The sequence below is a fragment of the Thermoleptolyngbya sp. M55_K2018_002 genome, assembly GCF_015295965.1.
In the GTDB taxonomy this organism is placed as follows: Bacteria; Cyanobacteriota; Cyanobacteriia; order Elainellales; family Elainellaceae; genus Thermoleptolyngbya; species Thermoleptolyngbya sichuanensis.
Window position 1 is genome coordinate 1 of the sequence record NZ_DVEA01000086.1, and the last position, 18,269, is coordinate 18,269.

At 57.2% G+C, this 18,269-nt stretch carries 29 protein-coding genes and 1 tRNA gene; 20 read left to right on the forward strand and 10 right to left on the reverse strand.

Going from position 1 to position 18,269, the window contains the following annotated elements; genetic code table 11:
• Positions 1–158 precede the first annotated feature (158 nt).
• From IGS51_RS04195 to IGS51_RS04205, 3 genes are read right to left on the reverse strand one after another with little or no spacing between them, the layout of a single operon-like run.
• Complete coding sequence (locus tag IGS51_RS04195; RefSeq protein ID WP_297076308.1) at positions 159–527, reverse strand: hypothetical protein; 369 nt, start codon at positions 525–527, stop codon at positions 159–161.
• The gene (locus tag IGS51_RS04200; RefSeq protein ID WP_297076311.1) at positions 520–1,143 is read right to left on the reverse strand and encodes a Uma2 family endonuclease; all 624 of its coding nucleotides are present in this window, start codon (positions 1,141–1,143) and stop codon (positions 520–522) included. Before IGS51_RS04200 ends, IGS51_RS04195 begins: the two co-directional genes overlap by 8 nt.
• A 15-nt stretch (positions 1,144–1,158) precedes the next feature.
• Positions 1,159–1,362, reverse strand: a complete 204-nt coding sequence (locus IGS51_RS04205) for a hypothetical protein (RefSeq protein WP_297076313.1) — start codon at positions 1,360–1,362, stop codon at positions 1,159–1,161.
• 247 nt (positions 1,363–1,609) lie between these two features.
• Here IGS51_RS04205 and IGS51_RS04210 point away from each other — a divergent pair, with 247 nt between their 5' ends.
• The 17 genes from IGS51_RS04210 to IGS51_RS04290 all read left to right on the forward strand — a co-directional run bounded on the left by IGS51_RS04210 (position 1,610) and on the right by IGS51_RS04290 (position 10,061).
• Positions 1,610–2,221, forward strand: coding sequence for a hypothetical protein (locus IGS51_RS04210; RefSeq protein WP_297076316.1), 612 nt, complete (start codon positions 1,610–1,612; stop codon positions 2,219–2,221).
• A gap of 82 nt (positions 2,222–2,303) precedes the next feature.
• Positions 2,304–2,789 carry a hypothetical protein gene (locus tag IGS51_RS04215; protein WP_297076319.1) on the forward strand — a complete coding sequence of 162 codons (486 nt, stop codon included), beginning with the start codon at positions 2,304–2,306 and terminating at the stop codon, positions 2,787–2,789.
• Between the two features lie 8 nt (positions 2,790–2,797).
• On the forward strand, positions 2,798–3,037 hold the full coding sequence (locus IGS51_RS04220; protein ID WP_297076321.1) for a hypothetical protein: 240 nt from the start codon (positions 2,798–2,800) through the stop codon (positions 3,035–3,037).
• Positions 3,034–3,222 (forward strand): hypothetical protein, encoded by a 189-nt coding sequence (locus tag IGS51_RS04225; RefSeq protein WP_297076323.1) that lies wholly within the window; start codon positions 3,034–3,036, stop codon positions 3,220–3,222. Before IGS51_RS04220 ends, IGS51_RS04225 begins: the two co-directional genes overlap by 4 nt.
• 78 nt (positions 3,223–3,300) lie before the next feature.
• Positions 3,301–3,510 (forward strand): hypothetical protein, encoded by a 210-nt coding sequence (locus IGS51_RS04230; protein WP_297076326.1) that lies wholly within the window; start codon positions 3,301–3,303, stop codon positions 3,508–3,510.
• A gap of 3 nt (positions 3,511–3,513) precedes the next feature.
• Positions 3,514–3,699 carry a hypothetical protein gene (locus IGS51_RS04235; RefSeq protein WP_297076329.1) on the forward strand — a complete coding sequence of 62 codons (186 nt, stop codon included), beginning with the start codon at positions 3,514–3,516 and terminating at the stop codon, positions 3,697–3,699.
• A gap of 49 nt (positions 3,700–3,748) precedes the next feature.
• The gene (locus IGS51_RS04240) at positions 3,749–3,997 is read left to right on the forward strand and encodes a hypothetical protein (RefSeq protein WP_297076332.1); all 249 of its coding nucleotides are present in this window, start codon (positions 3,749–3,751) and stop codon (positions 3,995–3,997) included.
• A gap of 60 nt (positions 3,998–4,057) precedes the next feature.
• On the forward strand, positions 4,058–4,267 hold the full coding sequence (locus IGS51_RS04245; protein WP_297076335.1) for a hypothetical protein: 210 nt from the start codon (positions 4,058–4,060) through the stop codon (positions 4,265–4,267).
• Between the two features lie 9 nt (positions 4,268–4,276).
• A complete protein-coding gene (locus IGS51_RS04250) occupies positions 4,277–4,657 on the forward strand; it encodes a hypothetical protein (RefSeq protein ID WP_297076339.1) in 381 nt (126 codons plus the stop codon).
• Positions 4,638–5,159 carry a hypothetical protein gene (locus tag IGS51_RS04255; protein WP_297076342.1) on the forward strand — a complete coding sequence of 174 codons (522 nt, stop codon included), beginning with the start codon at positions 4,638–4,640 and terminating at the stop codon, positions 5,157–5,159. Before IGS51_RS04250 ends, IGS51_RS04255 begins: the two co-directional genes overlap by 20 nt.
• Positions 5,128–6,519 carry a hypothetical protein gene (locus IGS51_RS04260; RefSeq protein ID WP_297076345.1) on the forward strand — a complete coding sequence of 464 codons (1,392 nt, stop codon included), beginning with the start codon at positions 5,128–5,130 and terminating at the stop codon, positions 6,517–6,519. Before IGS51_RS04255 ends, IGS51_RS04260 begins: the two co-directional genes overlap by 32 nt.
• Before the next feature lie 107 nt (positions 6,520–6,626).
• Positions 6,627–6,854: a hypothetical protein gene (locus IGS51_RS04265; RefSeq protein ID WP_297076347.1), complete on the forward strand. Its 228-nt coding sequence runs from the start codon at positions 6,627–6,629 to the stop codon at positions 6,852–6,854.
• 91 nt (positions 6,855–6,945) lie between these two features.
• A complete protein-coding gene (locus IGS51_RS04270; protein ID WP_297076350.1) occupies positions 6,946–8,172 on the forward strand; it encodes a peptidoglycan DD-metalloendopeptidase family protein in 1,227 nt (408 codons plus the stop codon).
• A 131-nt stretch (positions 8,173–8,303) separates the two neighbouring features.
• Positions 8,304–8,792 carry a hypothetical protein gene (locus IGS51_RS04275; protein WP_297076353.1) on the forward strand — a complete coding sequence of 163 codons (489 nt, stop codon included), beginning with the start codon at positions 8,304–8,306 and terminating at the stop codon, positions 8,790–8,792.
• Positions 8,785–9,378 (forward strand): hypothetical protein, encoded by a 594-nt coding sequence (locus tag IGS51_RS04280; RefSeq protein WP_297076357.1) that lies wholly within the window; start codon positions 8,785–8,787, stop codon positions 9,376–9,378. Before IGS51_RS04275 ends, IGS51_RS04280 begins: the two co-directional genes overlap by 8 nt.
• Complete coding sequence (locus tag IGS51_RS04285) at positions 9,365–9,913, forward strand: hypothetical protein (RefSeq protein WP_297076359.1); 549 nt, start codon at positions 9,365–9,367, stop codon at positions 9,911–9,913. Before IGS51_RS04280 ends, IGS51_RS04285 begins: the two co-directional genes overlap by 14 nt.
• Complete coding sequence (locus IGS51_RS04290; protein WP_297076362.1) at positions 9,897–10,061, forward strand: hypothetical protein; 165 nt, start codon at positions 9,897–9,899, stop codon at positions 10,059–10,061. Before IGS51_RS04285 ends, IGS51_RS04290 begins: the two co-directional genes overlap by 17 nt.
• A gap of 480 nt (positions 10,062–10,541) precedes the next feature.
• Here the strand turns inward: IGS51_RS04290 and IGS51_RS04295 are convergent, their stop codons facing one another.
• The gene (locus IGS51_RS04295; protein WP_297076364.1) at positions 10,542–10,874 is read right to left on the reverse strand and encodes a hypothetical protein; all 333 of its coding nucleotides are present in this window, start codon (positions 10,872–10,874) and stop codon (positions 10,542–10,544) included.
• Positions 10,875–10,920: 46 nt separating this feature from the next.
• Positions 10,921–11,118: a hypothetical protein gene (locus IGS51_RS04300; protein WP_297076367.1), complete on the reverse strand. Its 198-nt coding sequence runs from the start codon at positions 11,116–11,118 to the stop codon at positions 10,921–10,923.
• A gap of 420 nt (positions 11,119–11,538) precedes the next feature.
• Here IGS51_RS04300 and IGS51_RS04305 point away from each other — a divergent pair, with 420 nt between their 5' ends.
• Complete coding sequence (locus tag IGS51_RS04305) at positions 11,539–11,868, forward strand: hypothetical protein (RefSeq protein ID WP_297076369.1); 330 nt, start codon at positions 11,539–11,541, stop codon at positions 11,866–11,868.
• 141 nt (positions 11,869–12,009) lie between these two features.
• On the opposite strand, the gene IGS51_RS04310 is transcribed toward IGS51_RS04305, so the two are convergent.
• Genes IGS51_RS04310 through IGS51_RS04320 form a run of 3 tightly spaced genes read right to left on the reverse strand, consistent with a single transcriptional unit; the run spans position 12,010 to position 12,992 of the window.
• Positions 12,010–12,669, reverse strand: coding sequence for a hypothetical protein (locus tag IGS51_RS04310; RefSeq protein ID WP_297076372.1), 660 nt, complete (start codon positions 12,667–12,669; stop codon positions 12,010–12,012).
• A complete protein-coding gene (locus tag IGS51_RS04315; RefSeq protein WP_297076374.1) occupies positions 12,653–12,814 on the reverse strand; it encodes a hypothetical protein in 162 nt (53 codons plus the stop codon). The genes IGS51_RS04310 and IGS51_RS04315 overlap by 17 nt, the downstream gene beginning before the upstream one ends.
• The gene (locus tag IGS51_RS04320; RefSeq protein WP_297076379.1) at positions 12,807–12,992 is read right to left on the reverse strand and encodes a hypothetical protein; all 186 of its coding nucleotides are present in this window, start codon (positions 12,990–12,992) and stop codon (positions 12,807–12,809) included. Before IGS51_RS04320 ends, IGS51_RS04315 begins: the two co-directional genes overlap by 8 nt.
• Positions 12,993–13,200: 208 nt before the next feature.
• Here IGS51_RS04320 and IGS51_RS04325 point away from each other — a divergent pair.
• Both IGS51_RS04325 and IGS51_RS04330 read left to right on the forward strand, forming a co-directional pair.
• A tRNA-Val gene (locus IGS51_RS04325) sits at positions 13,201–13,268 on the forward strand.
• A 507-nt stretch (positions 13,269–13,775) separates the two neighbouring features.
• Entirely contained in the window at positions 13,776–14,825 is a 1,050-nt protein-coding gene (locus IGS51_RS04330) for a glycoside hydrolase family 19 protein (RefSeq protein WP_297076382.1), read from the forward strand.
• A gap of 22 nt (positions 14,826–14,847) precedes the next feature.
• Here IGS51_RS04330 and IGS51_RS04335 read toward each other — a convergent pair whose 3' ends face one another.
• Both IGS51_RS04335 and IGS51_RS04340 read right to left on the reverse strand, forming a co-directional pair.
• Positions 14,848–16,236, reverse strand: a complete 1,389-nt coding sequence (locus tag IGS51_RS04335) for a glutamine synthetase family protein (protein ID WP_367279254.1) — start codon at positions 16,234–16,236, stop codon at positions 14,848–14,850.
• A gap of 76 nt (positions 16,237–16,312) precedes the next feature.
• On the reverse strand, positions 16,313–17,761 hold the full coding sequence (locus IGS51_RS04340; protein WP_297076388.1) for an aldehyde dehydrogenase: 1,449 nt from the start codon (positions 17,759–17,761) through the stop codon (positions 16,313–16,315).
• Between the last annotated feature and the right edge of the window lie 508 nt (positions 17,762–18,269).

Genomic DNA, 18,269 nt, shown 5'->3' on the forward strand with positions numbered 1-18,269 from the left:
ATCGCCTACATACAAAACTTCCGAAGTTCTCACGTTTTGTGAGGACTTTGAGTGATCTAAATGGCGATCGCCCATGATGTAGGCGACCTTAGCGGATAACGTTATCCGCAAGGTGTGGTCTAGTTTTGAAGCCCCACGGGCATGGGGAAAGCTTTGATCTACGCGCTGCGTTCCGTCAGCACTGTGACGAGCCGCACGAGCGCCGCCGTGGTGGCGGCCTGCTCTGCTGAGATCCTTGACTGGTTTTCTAGCAAGGTTCCCAGCCGCTCAAGCTGCAAATCGACCCGCGTCAGGGTTTCGGTCATCACGCCCATCTGATGCGTGAGTGTGGCGATCGCCTCGCTTTGCCGTTCAATCACGCCAGCAATGCGATCAAGCCTGTCATTCAGCGCGGCGTCTCGCTGCTCTGCCTGCTGCTGTGAGATGGTCATTTGCTCAGACAGACGGGCAAGCTGCCCTATGACTGCATCTAGCAGCCCAGCAGTGCGGTCAAGGCGCTCGTCAATGCTCGGTCGATTGTCACTCATGCTCCCACCCTGCTGCAAAAAGTTGATTTGCCGTCAGGTCAAGCTCACCAAACAGAGGCGACACCAGGCGATCGCTCCCTCTAAACTGGCTCACCTCATACTCAGCTTCTACTAGGTCGTAGATGCTGACGGTAGGGCGTTTTGGGTTACCAATATACAGCCGCCCGCCCAGCCCCAGATAGTCCACAATCCAATATTCCTGGACACCTAGCGCCTGATAGTCGCCCAGCTTGTAGATGTAGTCATCATCCCAGTTGGTCGAAACCACCTCAATGACGAGCTTGATGGATTTGCCCAGCGTGATGATAGATTCTCGCTCCCAGCGCGGTTCGTCTAGTAGCTGCGTCCGATCCAGCACGATCACATCCGGCTCATAGCCTGTATCATCCGCCAGTTTGACGATGCATTCTTTAGGGATGAAGTAGGGGAGATGGGCAGCATCAATCGCTTGATTCAGCTTCTTGATGGCAAAGCCCGCCACTTCAGAATGCTTCCCTCTAGGTTTTGGCATTTCAATGATTTTCCCGCGCCGCAATTCGTAGCGTGACTCCGAAGACTCCGGTAGCCACTCAATAAACTCGTCAAACGTGATGGGTGTCTGTAGCGCCTGGATCATGGCGATCGCCTCTCCCTACTTGCCTTGCTCAGGTTGCCGCCTATCCCATTCAGGATTCTTCTCTTTCTCGGCTTTGACCGATGCCTCCAGAAGGTAGTTGCAAAGATTTGCAAGCGGGCGACCTTCATACTCTGCCCACTTCTCTAAATCGTCTGCAACCCGATCGGGTAGCGTTACCTGAATCTTACGCGGCATGGTCGCTTTTTCGGTTTTGTTCACGAGGATCTTACATCTCCCTAAGTTTTAACTGTGAATTCTACATTTATAACTGTCTTCAATCCATTTGCAAGACAGTTATAACTGTGTTATCAGTGTAATGCAAGGCGGAACGGATCGGGAACAGCTTAGAAACTAAGTTTTTCGTTCAACGTTCCAAGGCGATCGCCCCAAACCTTCATTCTTTCGTTCCAGACAGCGTTCCAACCTGTTCCACACCAGTTCCCACAGGCATTTGAGGACTTTAGCCATGACCCAAGCCCGAAATATTTCCCTGTCCCGATTCAGTCAGCTCGCGAATATCCCAAAAACGAGCATTTATCGCCGTTGCACCGAGCTGGGTATTGACACCAGCAGCGGGCTAAGCCCTGACGCTGTGGAGCTGCTCAAGGCTGATTTCGGACTAGTCCAGGATGAGCCGGAGCCAGAACCGCCGACAGTCGCCCCCACCGAAATCGTGCCCAGCGACTTCATCCAGCCCGGTCAACTCGCGACCGTCGAAGCCCACGACATCAGCCTGCCAGACAGCTTCGACGCCAGCGCGATGGTGCGATTCTTCGACGGCGTGACCGGGCAAGCGACCGACACGACCAAGCTGGTGGCGATCGCCGATCTTGCCCTCAACGCCGTCAACAGCGCGATGGATCAGAAGGTGCAGCAGCAGCGCGCGCAACTGACGCAAGCCGAACAGGATGCCCAAGCGCTGGCTGAAAAGATCGCCGCTGCCAAAACCGATCTCAAGGTGAAGGCATTGGAATCCCGAATCCTGGCCGAACGGCAGACTGCCGCCACCCAGACGGCTGAAAGTTTGTTCACCGACCTGATGGCGCTGGGAAAGCCTGCACCCGACTCGCAGCCGTAGCGCTGCTGCTGAGTGGCGTGGCCCTGCTAGCATACGCCGGAATCACAGATCAAATTTCTCACCAAACCACACAGGAGACACCATGAAAACCCAAATCATTGCCCCATCTACGCTTACGCCCGAAGACGCTGTGTACATTGCAAACACAATTCTGGACATGGAAAGCGAACAGCGACAAGAGCAGCCGCATTACGACCGTGACCGCTATCTAGGGGCGATCGCCAAATTCCTGGATTCACAGACACCTCTTCGAGTTTTGGACAGCAACCGCGCCCAGGTCGAAGACTGGATTGTGCAGTTCAAAGCCGAATGGTTCGGCAAGGAAGTCATTAGGATTCGCAACTGTCGCTCCGACTGTGACAAACGTTATCTGTATTTCGCTGGGAAGTTTCGGGAGGCCTTGCAGGCCGCTAGCAACAAATGGTTTGGGTTCGCCTGCGTCGCAGGCGTTCACACAACGCCACTTGAATGGGGGTCGGAGCGAGAAACCTTGCTGCTGAATGCCCACAACTGCGTGATCGCCAGAGTTTTTGTTGAGCAAGGAAAAATCGGTCAAAAAAGCCTTTGATTTGACCCATGAAAGCTATCCAACGCCCCACCGCTGAAACCTGGCAACTCGCCGCCGACCTCGACCCCGCAGGCGGGCTAGACGTTTGGTGTGAAAAACGCTGGCAACGCCTGATTGCTGTCGAGCCGCAGCCCTGGGGCACGCTGCACCTGATCACCGAAACGACCAACCCCCACACAGGCGACAGCGAACAGCGCCGCTATCCCGTGGGGCCCGACACCGAAATCAGAGCCAGGAAACGCCCATGATCTACACCTTTCGAGCCGAAACCGCAGACAACGCAGACACCGCCGCCGCGATCGCCCTCAATGCCGCCAAAACCCTCGACCAATGGCATGACGACGACGCATGGTGGCTCAAAGTCTGGACAGATGACCGTGACCTACCGCGCAAGATTCGCCCCTACGCCCGCCTAGAGCGGCGCGAGTGGTGATGCACATGAAAAAGGGCGATCGCCCCAATACCCAGGTAAGCGATCGCCCATGTCCACCAAAAAAATGAACGTACCACCATGTTAACCAACACCAGTACAGTTGCTCAGATCCAGCACGCGCTTCAGCAAATTGAAGGGGCGATCGCCCACATCCAGCCAGCAGCGCTCTATCCCAACCAAGCACTCGAAGCGTGGGAAGACCTTGAACCTCTGCAACAGCAGCTAGAAGCGACGTTAAATCGGTTCGAGGATCTGCTGACGGCCCTCATAGACCGGATGGAGGGCTAAGCCATGACCGAGATGGAAAAGATTCGTGAAATCCGCGCCTTGATTGAACAGGCGATCGCCAAAGCTGAGGAGTTCAATGAGGCGATCGCCACGCTGCCAGACCACCGCCGCACCCAGTGGGAGCTTCGCCTAAGCGACCGAACCCATTCACTTGTTTGGAGCCTGATACGCGAACTGGGAACCCCCTGATATCCACGCCCTGCACCCCGCAGGGCATCACCACTTTGAAAGGAGTGCCATGACCCAAGCCGCCACTGCCCAAATCGCAATTGGCCTGATTGCCAAAAGCCTAGATCAGGCGATCGCCAGCCTTGAAGAACTCGAAACGGAGGTCAAAAGCCTAACCGACGCAGAAGCGACCCGCGTCGCCCTCGACCTGATTGCCCAGCGCGATCGCCTCGACGTTGTGTACGACCTCGCCACGCGAGTAGTCGGGCTATTGTATCCCGCGTCAGAGCCGCCAGAGCCAGACCCATCCTGCCTGTAGCCCCATTCACCGGGCGATCCTTTGCGGATCGCCCTCTCCGCTTTCTAAAGAGGACACCCCATGCCGATAAACAGCCAAATCCAGCAGCTTCAAAACGCCTTGCAACAGGCAGAGGAATCCGTTCGAGCGCTGCAAGCCGAACTAGGGCGATCGCCAGAGATTGACCCAAAAGACATCCAGGCGATCGCCCCAATGGTCGAAAGCTCCGAAATACTGGCTGCCCAAATTTGCGGGCTGTTCGCCCAAATGAGCCAATTCCAAACCCCCTGAGGATGCCTCATGATCCACCGATTCTCCAGATTGCTACAACCTGCTGCCCTGCTGGGGTTTGCCCTCATCACCCTGGCGGGGCTAGCGGGCATCGAATACTCACTCAATAGCCACCTACGCGAGTTGCAGCGCGGCTATCGCGTAGATCCCAACACCTGGCAGACCTACAGCGCCGAAGTTCGCGCCATTGTCTTCCCCGATGTGGTGTTGATGCCGCTAGTGGGCTATGCCGCTGCCCTCCTGCTTTCTCCAGAGCCAGGGAAGGGCGATCGCGCTGCTGTACGGCGGCTGGCCCGTCGCAAGCTGTCGGGCGACGTGCTGACGCAAGACGAACTCGAATTTTGGGCACGGGTTGAACGGGAGGTGAGCGATGTTGAAAACCTTCGTTAGCGTTCCGGCGCTGGCGTTTCTCTGCGCCCTGGTGGTGCGCGGCATGGCGGCCCCGTTGCAGCAGTCGCTCGTCAAAGCCGACACCGTAAGCCAGAACCGCCTAAAGCATGACGACAGCGCTCCATCTGTGCCCGAATTTGAGATCGCCCGCACCAGCCTCGATGCCGGGGTGAGAGGCGCAATCAACGCCCGCGCTATTTACTTGTTCACCCATGCCCAGAAGCAGCCCGACGCGATCGCATGGGCAGACCAACACGCCCGCACAGTTGCAGGCGACCTCGCCTTTCTGCGTCAGTCGCTAGGGCAGCCCACGGGCGAAGCTGCTCAGTTTGCCGAAGTGCTAAATCGCTCCGCTGAGTTTGCCGCCGCCTGTCTGGCGCTGCACTGGCTCAAGCATGGCGGCATCGACTACAGCCGCTCGAACGTAAGCCTGGATCAGATTTTGCAGCACTATCAGGAGGTGTTTAATCGTGCAAACGAACAGCAGCAGCCAGCGGGCTGAGTGCCTGATTATCGGCGGGCTATTTGCGGCATCCTTTGGGCTGGCAGTTGGAGCCAGCAGCGCCACTCACTGGCTATCTAGCTTTGGGCTGTGGGGTGCTGGTGAAGCGCTCCGCAGCCGCCGCAAGCTGGAATACAGCGAAGTGTTGAAGGGTGCCTTTGGCTATACCTCAGAGGCGATCGCCGAAGTCGGTGAAACCCTGACCCCCATCACGGGCGGCATTGAGCGCAAGCGCATCCAGCTCGTTAGCAGCGCCATTAAGCAACTGCCAATGGGTGAACAACTGGCAGAGCGCTACGTCGCCAGCCAGGGCATCAAGACCGATTGGATCAAGGAATTTGAGACAGGCAGTAGCGCCGTTTGCGGACAGAGCAAAGACGGCAAAACCCACCTGCTGCTGTGGCGGGTGCAGCGCTTTTTGGAGTCGCACCCTGACGCAGTGCTGCATATTTGCGACCCGGACTATGGCAGCGCCCATGAGGGCAGCGAACCCAACACCTGGTTTCGACTGCCGCTGGATCGGGTGATCCATGCCGACACTGGCACGATTTTGGGTGCGATTGAGCTGGTGTCGAATGAGGTAGACCGCCGCGCCAAAATCGCTCAACGGATTGCAGCAGGCGACTTGCCAGAGCGCGATCGCCCTAAGCAACCGATCCTTTTGGTCTGTGACGAGTGGGCCAGTTTTTGGAGCGAGTTAAACAAAGACCAGCAAGCCAAAGTTGTCAAACAACTGAACAACATCACCAATCGCGGCATCAAGCAAGCGAACTGCGCCTTTGTGCTGGGATTGCACGATACCGCTGTCGCCAGCACCGGGCTGCCCCAAAGCCTGCTGCAACGCCTGGGCGTGATCCTGCTGTACAACGCGGGGCAGGTTGAGGGCAACTATCGCAACCTGGGCTTGAGCGAGTCGCCAGATGAGGCGATCGCCAAACTGAAGGCGCTGCCACGGGTGATGCATGGGGTGCGTCCCTGCGTCGTGGCCCGCTCCGGCTCCGTCACGCTGCGGGGCATCCCCACGCTGGAAGTGGCAGACATTGAGGTGCTGGGTTATGAGCCGCCAGATCCCACCGAGCAATGGTGGGCAGAATTTTGGACACCTGAAGTAGAGCAAGCCGTGATTGCCCGCATGGCGCAGCGGGTCAGCCAGGGCAAAGGGGCGATCGCCTGGTATGACCTCGCGGACGTGGCGGGATTTTCGCGAAAGGAGCGCACTGGTGACAGCCCGCGCTATGCCCGCCTGAAGGCAAAGCTTGACGAGCTGGCCTCGGTCTACGACTCAACTCCAGAACCGCCAGATCTAGGGAGTGAGGAGTACGATTTCGACCCCTCCGATTCTGGGAGTACGCAAGCATAGAGCGGCTTTCAGCGATCGCCTGAAAAGTTAGTTTTACTCCCTTCGACCGACTTTTACTCCCTGCCTTCGGGAGTGCAAAAAACACTCTTTTTTCTAGGAGCAGCCCTATGGATCTCGGCAAAATCTTCGCAGGAATCGCCACGGTGGCGATCGCCATTCCCTTTGTCCTGACTAGCTTGCAGCGCGGCTACATCAACCTGAACGGGTTGGTTCTGGTGTTCTCTGAAATCGTGACCGAAGTCATTACCCGCCAGCCCGCCAACTGGCAACCTCCCACCGAACCCGCACCACTGCCTCAGCAGCCGCCCGAAAGTCAGTCAGGAGGCGCGTTGTAATGCTGTTTGCGATCAACTCGCTTCGACTGTTCATTTTGACCGCCACTGCCCTGGTGATTGCCCGTTACGCCTTTCCTGATCAAATCAGCCAATGGACTCCACAGAAGTTACAGCAGCGGTTAGAGCAGCCCTCAGAGAGGAAATCAAACCCCTCGCCAAGCGGCTCGACCAGCTCGAACGCACCCACCGAAAAGCAGCCAAAAGCCAGTCCGACACCCTCGGCTCTATAAAGGAATCGGTCATCTGGAATGACCTGATCGTAGACGCGGCGCTCTGTGGAATCTGCCTGTCGCTGCTGCTGGGCGTTGCGGTCTGGGAGGCAGGGCGGGATAAGCTCTGCAACGATGCACCGGGCTGGGCGCGGGCGGCTATCCCTTTCTGCGGGAGCAATGCAGCCGCGCCCGCGCTGTCGGCTGAGGATGCCAAGGTGATGGCGTTTCTCGACCTGATCGCCTGGGCGGAGGGCACGGGCGATCGCTATGACATTCAGTTCACCGGAACCAGCTTCACGGGCGACACGCACCCGCGCCAGATTCGATGCAGCGAAGGGCTGTGCAGCGACGCGGCGGGGCGCTATCAGTTTCTCAGCACCACTTGGGACGGGCTGGGCTTGCCTGACTTCTCACCCGCCAATCAGGATAAGGGGGCGATCGCCCTGCTCAAGTCATCCGGCGCGTATGACCTGATCCTCAGTGGCGACATTGATGGCGCGGTCTGCAAGGCTGGCCCGGTCTGGGCATCGCTGCCCTGTAATGACTACAACCAGCCCCAAAAAAGTACGGCTGATCTAAAGGCGAAGTATGCCGAATTTTTGGAGAAGCGCAAGGCAGCCGCGCCCAAGTCTGGCAACAGTAGCGGGTGGATACACCCCGTGCCCAGCGCCACGCTGACGAGCGGGTTTGGCTGGCGCGATCATCCAATTGAGCGCTATCGGCACTGCCACTACGGTATCGACCTGGGAGCGCCCACCGGAACCCCGATCCTCGCGGCGAAGGCGGGTGAGGTCGTCGGAGCGGGCGACGCGGGCGACGGCTACGGCTACAAGGTTGTGTTGCACCATGCCGACGGCTCCAAATCGCTGTATGCCCACCACAGCAAAAACCTGGTGAGCAAAGGACAAACAGTGAACCAGGGAGAGGCGATCGCCCTGCTGGGCAGCACGGGCAACTCCTCAGGCCCGCATCTGCATCTGGAGATCACCGACACCAGCGGACTGGTGATCGACCCCAAACCGCACATTCCCGATGTGAAGGGGCCGCAGAGCTTCGGCAGTATCGATCCGACCAAATCGGCGCAGTGTATGGATAAGCGGCTATAAAATAGAGCCGATTGGCTTTTTCGTACTTCTCTTGAACGCCTGGGCGCTGTGTAGCACCCAGGCTTTTTAGGGCTAAAATTGTCCTAGCCAAAGCCCCAGCGGGTATCACACATCAACCCGTTGGAGTCTTTATGACCACATTTAGGCAAGACGTTCAGGCCGCCACCGACAAGAACGAAGCCGAAACCCTGAAGCAACTGATCCAGCCGCTAGTCGATGAAATCGTCGCGGCGACGATCGGCAAAATGGCGGGCGCAGACACGTCCAACCCAGACGCGGGCCGCGCCTTGCAATTGCGGCTGCGAGGCTACGAGATGAGCGACGTGAAAGATCACACGCTACTCCATCAGAAAAAGGTTGAGATGCGTGAGGCGATCGCCGCCGCTGGGTTGCCGATCAAAGCCAGCCAGGGCAAAAAGTACAGCCCGCAAGAGCTGCTGGCAATCCTCGAAGCGAAATGCGAGGCGCTTCGCACTTGTGGGGCCCGCGACCTGGCGACAAGCATCCGGGCAAGCGACGACCTAGCAAACCTGAAAAAGGTTTTGGCGACCGGAAACACTGCGTACATCGTCGATCAGTGCGATCGCGTTCTGGCGGTGACGGGCCTGCTCTATGGCTAATCGCGGTTCTGGAACAATTGAAAAAATTGAAAAAATCCACGGGCTACCGGAGCCAGGTCGAGAATATCTCGTAAGATGCACCGCGATGGCGCTGCCCTGGACAAATCGGTTGATTCCGATGCTGTGGCTACCGCACAAGCCAGGGCTGTCGCACTTTCACGTCGATACTCGGTTTCTCAACGATGAGGAGCTGGCGGCGATCGCCCAGCAGCAGCAGCACTACCCGCCGCCCAGCCGCCCGCAAGATCGCCCCGCAACCTGGGCGGGGGTTGTGGCGGGTGAGGTCATTGGTGTGACGGTCGAGAATGACGGGTTGCTGACGTGGGGCTGGTTTCCCCGGCGCTGCTATCGGGCGACGTTTCCGGCGCGATCGCCCGTTGCGGACGTGACCATGCAGGTCAAGGGCGATCGCGTCGTCGCGCTGGATTGCAACAACCCCTATATGCTGGAAACCCTCACCGTTGGGGGCGATCGCCACTATTGCCCCCACCAGGGCACGCCGTTGCGCGGGCTACCTGTCGATGCAGGCGGCTGCGTTGTGTGCCCGGCCCACCATTTGCGGATCAAAACCCATGACCTTGCTTGACAGCCGTTTGGTTGCCCAGACCCTGCTCGACGGCGACTTTAGCCGCATCCCTGAGGGCGATCGCCCGCAAGTCGAAGAAATGCAGCGCGACTTTGAGCGCATCATGGACGCGGTTTTGAGCGGCAACATCGGAGCCGTGATGGAGGCGGGCGACACCGCTGGCGAACGGCTGCGACAGTTCGGCGCGTGCGGGCTGCGGTTGCGAAACTCTGGCAGCGCGGTGATTCAGCCGCGCAATTTGGCGTCCGAGGCAACGATTTTGCAGCAGCTCAACGAATTTCTCTCAACGACGCAGGATGACCAGGCGCTGAAACTTATTTTTGGAGATCTCAGTGATGAAGCGATCGCAGCATTGCGGAACGGTTCACCTTATCAGAGCAAAAGCGAGTTCGTCGAACACAACTCAACCGACAGCAGCGGAACCGTCACAGGGCTTGCACTCTGGGCACGATTTGAAACCGGGCGAACCTCGGAAAATCAGACTGGAGGATCAGAATCTGGAGCGGCTGAAAGCCCTGATGCAGCGCCATCCTGACAAGTTTCTGAACTTGACGCAGGTAGGCAACTACTGCCTGAGTCTGGCGATCTCGCTGGTAGAGGCTCATCTGGAAGATTTTGAGAATCGCATGGTGGAGCTGCGGCCGCGCTGTGCTGGGCGGCAATCTGATTCGCCGTCGCGCTGATTTCGGCGATCGCCGTCAGCATCGGTTGCAGCGTCTCCAACATAGTTTCCCGTAATTTATTCAAGTTCGCCTCAGTCACAGCAATTTGCGCTTTTGCCTGTGCAAGCTGCTGATCTAGGCGATCGCCCGCTTGCTCTCGACGGGCAAGCTCAGAGCGATCGCGGCTGTGGTGTTCGATCATGGCTTCTCTCATCGCGACGTACTCGTTTTGCAGATCAAATAAGCGAGACTCAAAATCTTGCATCGCGGTTTGGAGCTTAACGGGCACAGGTCGAGGGGGCTGCGGTGCAGGTTGGGGCGATTGGCGTCGCCACCGGGAAAGCAATTTTGTTAGTCTCATTTCGATATCGTTGCGTCTCATGCGGTCGAGTTTGAGGCGGCGTATTACAACGCTGGACTAGACCTGGACTGTAATACGTGTAGTACGCGGCTCAAAACCCCTGATTTTTCGTTCTGTTGTCTCGATCTCTGGACTAACGGTTAGTCCAAGCCAAACTTCTTGTCAGCAGTCGGTTTCAGCGATTTTTCGGGCGTTTGATTAGTTGCATTCAAAAGCAGGCAATCAAGCGCGTTTTGCTGTCTTATCTGCTGTCTCAGATCCTCCGTGGGGGCGATCGCCACGGGCCTGGAGCTGATGATCAGCACGCCGTTTTCAATTGCCGCGGTCGGCACAACTGCGGCGCGGGTCATGAGGCGATCGCCTTGGTGTCGCTGCCACAAATCCGACAGCAACGTTTCGAGCGCTTCACCCAGGACTTCAATCCTGAGTAACTGTACCTCAAGCGGAACCTCGCCCAAATCCAGCATCGCCACGGGTCGCAAATTGCAAGCCCGCTGGGGCGTGCGTCAATTGTACTTGCTACGATTCTTTTTTCTTGCCAAACGCCAGCAGAATCAGGCGATCGCCATCAAGTCGAACTTTATAGTTTTTGAGCTGAGCCTCGCAGTAGGCTCGCCGGGCCTCAGCTTCATCAGGGCAAACCAAAACCAAACCCTCATCTGTGAAGTAGGTGTCGATTGCCTTAAAGTGGGCGTTTGGTTTGTCGCCAGTATCCATCTCTCTGCTGCCGCCAGTCTCTATCCCTAATCTACTGGAGGGGCGTTGGCTTTGCCTCTCCGAAGGAGAACCGCTCTCAGCCTATTTCGTGTGTGTCACCAAAATAGGTGATTGGCACTGGTGACACACACGCTATGGAATCACGGGCAATCCGACGGCGCGGCGCGGCATTGCAGCCAGGTGGCGACGCTATGAAATTGCGGGCAATGCAGCGCGTCACAACGCTATGAAATCGCGGGTGTTTGCCCTCCATCTTTCCAAATGTTCCAGAACCGTTGGCGTTAGCCTTACGGAGCAATATGCCCAGCATTTGACAACACAAATCAAGCTTGTGTCGAGGCGCTGCAAAGCCTCGGTAAGGCAGGTTTTTGCCTGTGTGTCACTAGATTAAAATGGTGTTGGTGACACACAAACGCAATCATGCCAGACCTGACCTCACGCCGCGACGCGCTGCAACATCGCCTTGACCAAATCAAAGCCAAGCTATCGGAATGCAACGGCGACGCCTATCGGGGCTGCTGGCTCGACACTGCCTGCAACAGCACGGGCACGCGCTACACCCGGCTCCGGTGGTTTCGTGAGGTGCAGTCTAAAAAGAAGGGCTGTCGCATCCTGCACGGTGAGGAGCTGGCGACGGCGATGAGGGCGATCGCGCTGTGGCAGCAATACGAACGGGTCGAGGTCAAGCTGAAGTGGCTGGATCAGGCATCGCCCCAGGTCGCTACGCCGCGCCGCTGTCGCGCATCCTAATCCTGGTCTTGCCGTCTGGCATACTCGCGGGCCTGCTCTGCAAGGCGATCGCCCGCTAGACTCTCTGGATGCAGCAGGCTTGCAGTGACCTGCTCAGCAGTAGCGCGGCCTCATGGGGTCTGGATATCCAGCAGCATAGTGCTATTCCTCAGCTTCAAGGGGAAAGGGCAGCCCTTCTGTGGCTTTATTGTAAGATTCGTAGTCTTCAATCGCGAGGTAATGCTCTGGCGTGCCAGCGGCGGGAATCTCACCAAGAACGCTGCGAGTTTTTTGATATTCGGCGATCGCCTTAGGCAAATCGTCGTGATATCGCTCAACTAGCGTCAGAGCTGCGTTTAAATCGCTGTCGAATATCTCAGCAGCCTGACGCGCCAGCTTCGTACCTTCACTCACGAAAGTAGCTGCATCGCGGAAGTTCCACCGCTCAATGATATTGCCGTCTTTGTCGGTGCTGGAGAGCGATCGCTCCAACATCTCCTCAGCCCGCTCCAACAGCTTCTCAGCAAGTCGCCACTGGCGCTCCCGAAATTCCTCACGGCGCGTTGCCCAGCGCTGATGGTCTCGCAAGCGGATTTGGCGATCGAACGCCCAGGCGCGGTGCTGCCAATCCCAGCGGGTTGCTGCATCATTCCACGCGCTAGGTATTGTTTTCGTCGCGCCTTTTCGCGCCTTTTCGCGCTCTTGGTTATAAGCACCCAGCAGCGATCGCCCACTGCCCATTAACAAATAGGCGTGAAAGCGGTCAAACCACAAATTTGGCTCCCCTAGCTGCTGTTCCCAGGGGTCAGGTTCTTTGGGCATTTGGCGGCATTTGGCGGCGGCGGCTTGAGCGTTTCGGGCGGCGTGGCGTGATCCGCAGGGCGCATCCCTCAACCTCGACCTGGTAGCCAGCGCGGCGGAATTGGGCGATCGCCCTGCGGACTTCGGGCGGCATTGGCTCAAGCATTGATTCTCTTTTTAGTTTTTTCAGCCAGGGCGATCGGGGTCGTCAGCAAATCCCTGCTGACCCAAAAACGGTAGACGCCTCTTTCGCCCTGCACCTTCACCAGGCAAGCGGCGGCGCGGCAGCGCAACACAATAACAATTCGTTCACCGAGCAAATACTTTTGGTGGCGGCGTGGCATGGGCAGCGGGGCGTGATGGTCTGCCCGCTGGGGTTTGCTCGATTTTAGCCTAGCGGTCGGAAGGGCGATCGCCCACACCCTTTTACTGGGGGTACGGGTGTTCGCGATTTTTAGATCGGCATCTGATCCGATCTAAAAATCGCGAACACCTTGCGGGTAGCAGGTGATGTATACCCATCACAGACAAGAGCAGAAACTATTAATTACAAGGGTTTGAAAGCCTAAATCACCACGTTGACATCGTGGGGGTCACTGGTTCGAGTCCAGTTGTGTCCATTAAGTCTGTGTCTATTGGCTGGAGTTGGCCTTCTTGCATCTGGTGTGTAGCCGATTTCTAGCCGATTTCTAGCCAGTTAGGAAACGGGTCAAGTCTTTGTCTGGAATTCTACGGTCAGAGCGTGAAGTATCTGGCAAGACGGCACAACACGCGCTGGACACCGTTTCACATCATTTCACCCCTTCAAAGTGCCGTTTCACAGGTTCGAGTTTGCGATTCAGGACTGACCAGGCAGCTTGTTTGACCAAGCAGATTACCGTTGGCTGTAGGATTTTCCAGATTGACTTGACCGCTTAAACACAAGATTGCCGTGTGAAGACTGATTTTATAACGGGTCGTTGTGCCGCGGACGTGAGTTTGGGCATTCTAAACTAAGTCATTCAGCGCGCATCTGCTAATCAAAAACGCGCCGCCGCGATCGCTCGTTTAGCCTTGCCCCCGTAGGCGCGATCGCACGCTGTGTTGTCATCACTTCAAGTCATCACTTCAAAATCAGGGAAATCGCCATGACTAATGCTTCGGTTAATCACGCGGCCAATTCCGCGCCCAGCAGCACCGCCAGTCCTGCGCCTACGCTTGATAGCGCAAAACTCAAGACGTATCGAGATTACGGAATTAGCCGCTTTGAGCAGCTTCTGCTGCAATTGCCACCCCAGCCCCACGATGCCGATCGGTTCCTAGATCGGGCGATTCGTCAGCTCACGGGGTTGCCGCCTGCGCCTGCCAGTGCCCATCCCTATCACGGCATCTACGGCACAACGTTCACTATGGCTCATTATCGAGATGGGGGGAGCGATCGCCTGCGAGATCTGCTGATGAAACAGCCAGAGCTGCACGCGCTGGATGGAGAAATCGACTCGTTTATCCGACTGCTCTCCGATTTGCCTGCCCGTCCTGCCGGAACCTTACCCTACATGCGGCTATTTATCTTACCTCAGGACGCACCGCCCCAGCCCCCGCCGCCCAATACCCAGGCCAACTATCCCCCTGCAAAACGGCAATTCGTTACGACAGATCAGATTTTGCAGATCATCGGCTCTAGCCAATTGCGCGATCGCGTAATTGCCATGACCCCCGGCATCAACGCCACCTTCGAGCGGTTTGAAATCAACACCCCCCTGCGAATGGCCCATTTCTTTGGTCAGGTGTTGCACGAAAGCGGAGGGTTCCGCTATCTGCGCGAAATCTGGGGCCCGACAGATGCCCAGCGCCGCTACGAGCCGCCGTCGAGCCTAGCGCGAAATCTTGGCAACACGCAACCGGGCGATGGCGCACGCTATATGGGGCGCGGCGTAATTCAGCTAACGGGTCGCTCCAACTATGCTCAGTTTTCCAGAGCAATGGGGGTCGATTTTGTGGCAAATCCCGATTTGGTTGCATCGCCGCAGTATGCTGTCACTGCCGCCGGGTGGTTCTGGCAAACCCGCAACATCAACCAACACGCTGACCGCGACGACCTGATTGCCGTAACCCGTGTGGTGAATGGCGGCCGCAACGGACTGGCCGATCGCCAGAAATACCTGAACCGGGCAAAGCAGGTGCTGGGCGTTCGGTAACGATTCAGTCACGAACGGATGATCAGGCCCGCTCAAAATAGCGGGCCCGCTCCCAACTCGTCACCACTTCGTCGAACTTGCGCTGCTCGGTTTTGAAAAAATGCAGGTAATGGTCAATCGTGAACTCACCAAAGGTGTCCCGCGCCCACTGGCTCTTTTCCAGTTCGTGGATGGCCTCGTTCAGGCTGTGGGGCACCTGCGGCAAATCCCGCGCTTCGTACACATCGCCCTCAAACATGGGTGGCGGCTCAATCTGGTTTTTGATGCCGTCTAGTCCGGCGGCGAGGGTGGCGGCAAAGGCAAGATAAGGATTGGCATCAGCCCCCGGTGCGCGACACTCTAGCCGCAGCGAGGGGCCATGTCCCAAAATGCGGAAGCCCGCCGTGCGGTTGTCATAGGACCAGGCAATGCCCGTTGGCGCAAAGGAACCTGCTACATAGCGCTTGTAGGACGTGGGATAGGGCGCATAGAACGGAAAGATTTCGCGGATATGTGCCATCCAACCGCCGAGAAACCAGCGAAACAGCGGCGAACTATGGACCGGGCCAAAGGCTTCCTCCCCAGGAAACAGCGCTATCTTACCTTCCTGATCCCACAGGCTGGCGTGCAGGTGCATACTCGACCCAGCATAGCGCTCGTCCCATTTAGACATAAACGTAACGGCGACGTTGTTTTGCCAGGCAATCTCTTTGGCGGCGTGCTTGTAGAGAATGTGGCGATCGCACATTTCCAAAAAATCCGCATAGCGTAAGTTAATCTCCTGCTGCCCCGGCCCCCACTCCCCCTTAGAAAACTCAACAGGAATTCCCGATCGCTCCAAATGCTTGCGGATTGAGCCAATGAGAAACTCTTCCTTGGTGCCCTGGAAGATATGATAATCCTCAATGTAGCTGCCGATGGGCTGAAGGTTATGATAGTTCTTTTGCCGTGCGGCTTCGTAGGAATCGGCAAAGACGTATAGCTCCAGTTCCGATGCCCCTTTGGCAACATAGCCCAGCGACTTTGCCCGTTCCACCTGCGTCTTCAGCAGGCTGCGCGGCGCAATCTCAACCCGCACATCCTCTTCTTCGTTGTAAACATCGCACAGCACGATCGCCGTTTTCTCTAGCCAAGACGCAACTCGTAGCGTACTCAGATCAGGAATCATGCGAAAGTCGCCATAGCCACTGGCCCAACTGGTGAAGCTGTATCCCGGAACCGGGTCCATTTCCATGTCGCAGGCCAGCAAATAATCGCAGGCGTGAACGCCATCTTGCAGCACGTCGTTCACAAAAAAATCGCCCGTGATCCGCTTGCCGATCAGCCGTCCATAGAGGTCTGGAAACACGGTGAGGATGGTTTCAATCTGCTCATCCTGAACAAGCTGTGTCAGCGTTTCGACAGTCAACCGGCCACGAGAAGAAGAATGCATAAAGGAATATAAAATAGTAAGGATTAGAGAATAGGGAGTGTTGGGCTAGAGAAGTGACAGAGAGACAGACGCTCCATCACTCTGCAATGAAGACACTCTTCCACTCACTGTAATGATCTAACACGGCGAGTCCCAGTTCGCGACCGATGCCGCTGTGCTTCACGCCGCCGAAGGGGGCTTCCAGGTGGACGCTGTGGCCCGTGTTGATAGAGAGAACGCCCGTTTCGATGGCGCGGGCAACGCGGAGGGCGCGGCCGATGTCGCGGGTCCAGATAGAGCCAGAGAGGCCGTAGAGACTGGTGTTGGCGATCGCCACGGCTTCTTCCTCGGTGTCAAACGGGATAGCACAGAGAACTGGGCCAAAGATTTCTTCTTGGGCAATTCGCATATTGGGCGTGGCGTGGGCAAAGAGGGCAGGCGTGAGGTACGCGCCCCGGTCGAGCGGGGATTCCGTGGGCACTGTGCCGCCGCAGAGCAGGGTTGCGCCTTCTTGCTGCCCCAGCGTGATATAGCTCAACACGCGATCGCGCTGCTGGTTGGAAATCAGCGTACCAATTTCCGTCGATTCGTCGAGCGGTGGGCCAATTCGGAGCGCCTGGAATTGCTGCGTCAGGCGATGCAAAAACTCGTCGTAAACCGGGCGCTGAATCAACAGGCGCGATCGCGCACAGCAGTCCTGCCCGGCATTGCCCAGCACGCTCCACATTGCCTTGGGAACCGCCAGTTCCAGATCCGCATCGGCAAACACCAGATTCGCTGACTTGCCGCCCAGTTCCAGCGTCACGCGCTTGAGATCGTCTGCCGCAGTCCGCATGACGTGCATTCCAATTTCAGTCGAGCCAGTGAAGGAGATCTTTCGCACCCGCGGATGCCGCAGCAGCGCCTCGCCCGCCACCGATCCCGCACCAGGAACCACGTTAAACACACCGGGGGGAATGCCTGCTTCTAGGGCCAGTTCGCCCAACCGCAGCGCTGTGAGCGGCGTTTGGGTTGCAGGCTTTAGCACCACTGGATTACCCATTGCTAGGGCAGGCGCGACCTTCCAGGCGGTGATGGCGATGGGAAAGTTCCACGGCGCAATCAGCCCACACACGCCAATAGGTTCTCGAAAGGTTAGATGGGTGCCTGCCGCAGCCACAGGAGTTGTCTGTCCGCCGATCTTATTCACTGCCCCGGCGTAATACTCGAAGCAGTCTGCGGCCAGGTTCACCTCGTCGCGGGCATCGCGGATGGGCTTGCCGACGTTGCGGCTTTCCAGTTGGGCCAGCGGTTCCAAATTTTCGCGGATGAGGGTCGCCAGCTTCAGCAACAGTTGGGTGCGATCGCGGCTATTGACGCTGCGCCAAGGCGATTGCACTTGGTCAGCAACCTGCACGGCCCGATCGACATCATCGGCTGTGGCAGCGGCGACTTTGATCCAGGCATCACCTGTGGCGGGGTCGATGAGTTCGGTATATTGCCCTGAGTCAGCGGGTAGGCGATCGCCTCCAATCAATAAATCTTGCGTCACGGAACCTTGCGTCACACTATCACCATCTCTATCGAGTCACTGCTTAACAGAACTACGTCCTCTTCTTCCGGAGACTCCAAGCAACACACTACAGAAAATGCCTTTGATCTTGAGTTACTAATAATTTTGGATAATTAACGTTTGAATGATTAACCTTGTACTCAAAGGTATGAACCTATTCCATTCAGTCCCAGAGCTAAACGTATGCGGTTATCGGGAATGCGTCCGTAGCTAGTGCTACAAAGAGCCTCCCCACTGCATCCCCAAGTTCCTTCCGCCACCACCCTTCACACTCCGTAGCAAAATTTAGCTTGCGCCGATTAGGGGCATCCAGTACAATCGTCCATCAAGCTGTGATTTTTCCAACTTTCGCAGCCGACCTTCCCCCCGAAATTTTGGTCGTTTAGTCATCTACGGCGCTGGCAGGTGTTCGCCGCACCCACCAACGCCTGACCCCTCGACAGGTAACGGCTGTCTCAGGGCTGCGTCCATTGTAGGCCGCCCTGTCATCAGCGCTTCACGT

Bases quoted from the DNA above. Each gene is read 5' to 3' on its own strand.
- IGS51_RS04305 (WP_297076369.1), top strand. From the start codon at position 11,539: ATGCCAGACCTGACCTCACGCCGCGACGCGCTGCAACATCGCCTTGAC.
- IGS51_RS04310 (WP_297076372.1), bottom strand. From the start codon at position 12,669: ATGCCCAAAGAACCTGACCCCTGGGAACAGCAGCTAGGGGAGCCAAAT.
- IGS51_RS04275 (WP_297076353.1), top strand. From the start codon at position 8,304: ATGACCACATTTAGGCAAGACGTTCAGGCCGCCACCGACAAGAACGAA.
- IGS51_RS04335 (WP_367279254.1), bottom strand. From the start codon at position 16,236: ATGCATTCTTCTTCTCGTGGCCGGTTGACTGTCGAAACGCTGACACAG.
- IGS51_RS04315 (WP_297076374.1), bottom strand. From the start codon at position 12,814: ATGCTTGAGCCAATGCCGCCCGAAGTCCGCAGGGCGATCGCCCAATTC.
- IGS51_RS04225 (WP_297076323.1), top strand. From the start codon at position 3,034: ATGATCTACACCTTTCGAGCCGAAACCGCAGACAACGCAGACACCGCC.
- IGS51_RS04195 (WP_297076308.1), bottom strand. From the start codon at position 527: ATGAGTGACAATCGACCGAGCATTGACGAGCGCCTTGACCGCACTGCT.
- IGS51_RS04320 (WP_297076379.1), bottom strand. From the start codon at position 12,992: ATGCCACGCCGCCACCAAAAGTATTTGCTCGGTGAACGAATTGTTATT.
- IGS51_RS04280 (WP_297076357.1), top strand. From the start codon at position 8,785: ATGGCTAATCGCGGTTCTGGAACAATTGAAAAAATTGAAAAAATCCAC.
- IGS51_RS04290 (WP_297076362.1), top strand. From the start codon at position 9,897: ATGCAGCGCCATCCTGACAAGTTTCTGAACTTGACGCAGGTAGGCAAC.
- IGS51_RS04270 (WP_297076350.1), top strand. From the start codon at position 6,946: ATGGACTCCACAGAAGTTACAGCAGCGGTTAGAGCAGCCCTCAGAGAG.
- IGS51_RS04210 (WP_297076316.1), top strand. From the start codon at position 1,610: ATGACCCAAGCCCGAAATATTTCCCTGTCCCGATTCAGTCAGCTCGCG.
- IGS51_RS04240 (WP_297076332.1), top strand. From the start codon at position 3,749: ATGACCCAAGCCGCCACTGCCCAAATCGCAATTGGCCTGATTGCCAAA.
- IGS51_RS04330 (WP_297076382.1), top strand. From the start codon at position 13,776: ATGACTAATGCTTCGGTTAATCACGCGGCCAATTCCGCGCCCAGCAGC.
- IGS51_RS04285 (WP_297076359.1), top strand. From the start codon at position 9,365: ATGACCTTGCTTGACAGCCGTTTGGTTGCCCAGACCCTGCTCGACGGC.
- IGS51_RS04215 (WP_297076319.1), top strand. From the start codon at position 2,304: ATGAAAACCCAAATCATTGCCCCATCTACGCTTACGCCCGAAGACGCT.
- IGS51_RS04265 (WP_297076347.1), top strand. From the start codon at position 6,627: ATGGATCTCGGCAAAATCTTCGCAGGAATCGCCACGGTGGCGATCGCC.
- IGS51_RS04245 (WP_297076335.1), top strand. From the start codon at position 4,058: ATGCCGATAAACAGCCAAATCCAGCAGCTTCAAAACGCCTTGCAACAG.
- IGS51_RS04220 (WP_297076321.1), top strand. From the start codon at position 2,798: ATGAAAGCTATCCAACGCCCCACCGCTGAAACCTGGCAACTCGCCGCC.
- IGS51_RS04230 (WP_297076326.1), top strand. From the start codon at position 3,301: ATGTTAACCAACACCAGTACAGTTGCTCAGATCCAGCACGCGCTTCAG.
- IGS51_RS04255 (WP_297076342.1), top strand. From the start codon at position 4,638: ATGTTGAAAACCTTCGTTAGCGTTCCGGCGCTGGCGTTTCTCTGCGCC.
- IGS51_RS04235 (WP_297076329.1), top strand. From the start codon at position 3,514: ATGACCGAGATGGAAAAGATTCGTGAAATCCGCGCCTTGATTGAACAG.
- IGS51_RS04300 (WP_297076367.1), bottom strand. From the start codon at position 11,118: ATGGATACTGGCGACAAACCAAACGCCCACTTTAAGGCAATCGACACC.
- IGS51_RS04250 (WP_297076339.1), top strand. From the start codon at position 4,277: ATGATCCACCGATTCTCCAGATTGCTACAACCTGCTGCCCTGCTGGGG.
- IGS51_RS04200 (WP_297076311.1), bottom strand. From the start codon at position 1,143: ATGATCCAGGCGCTACAGACACCCATCACGTTTGACGAGTTTATTGAG.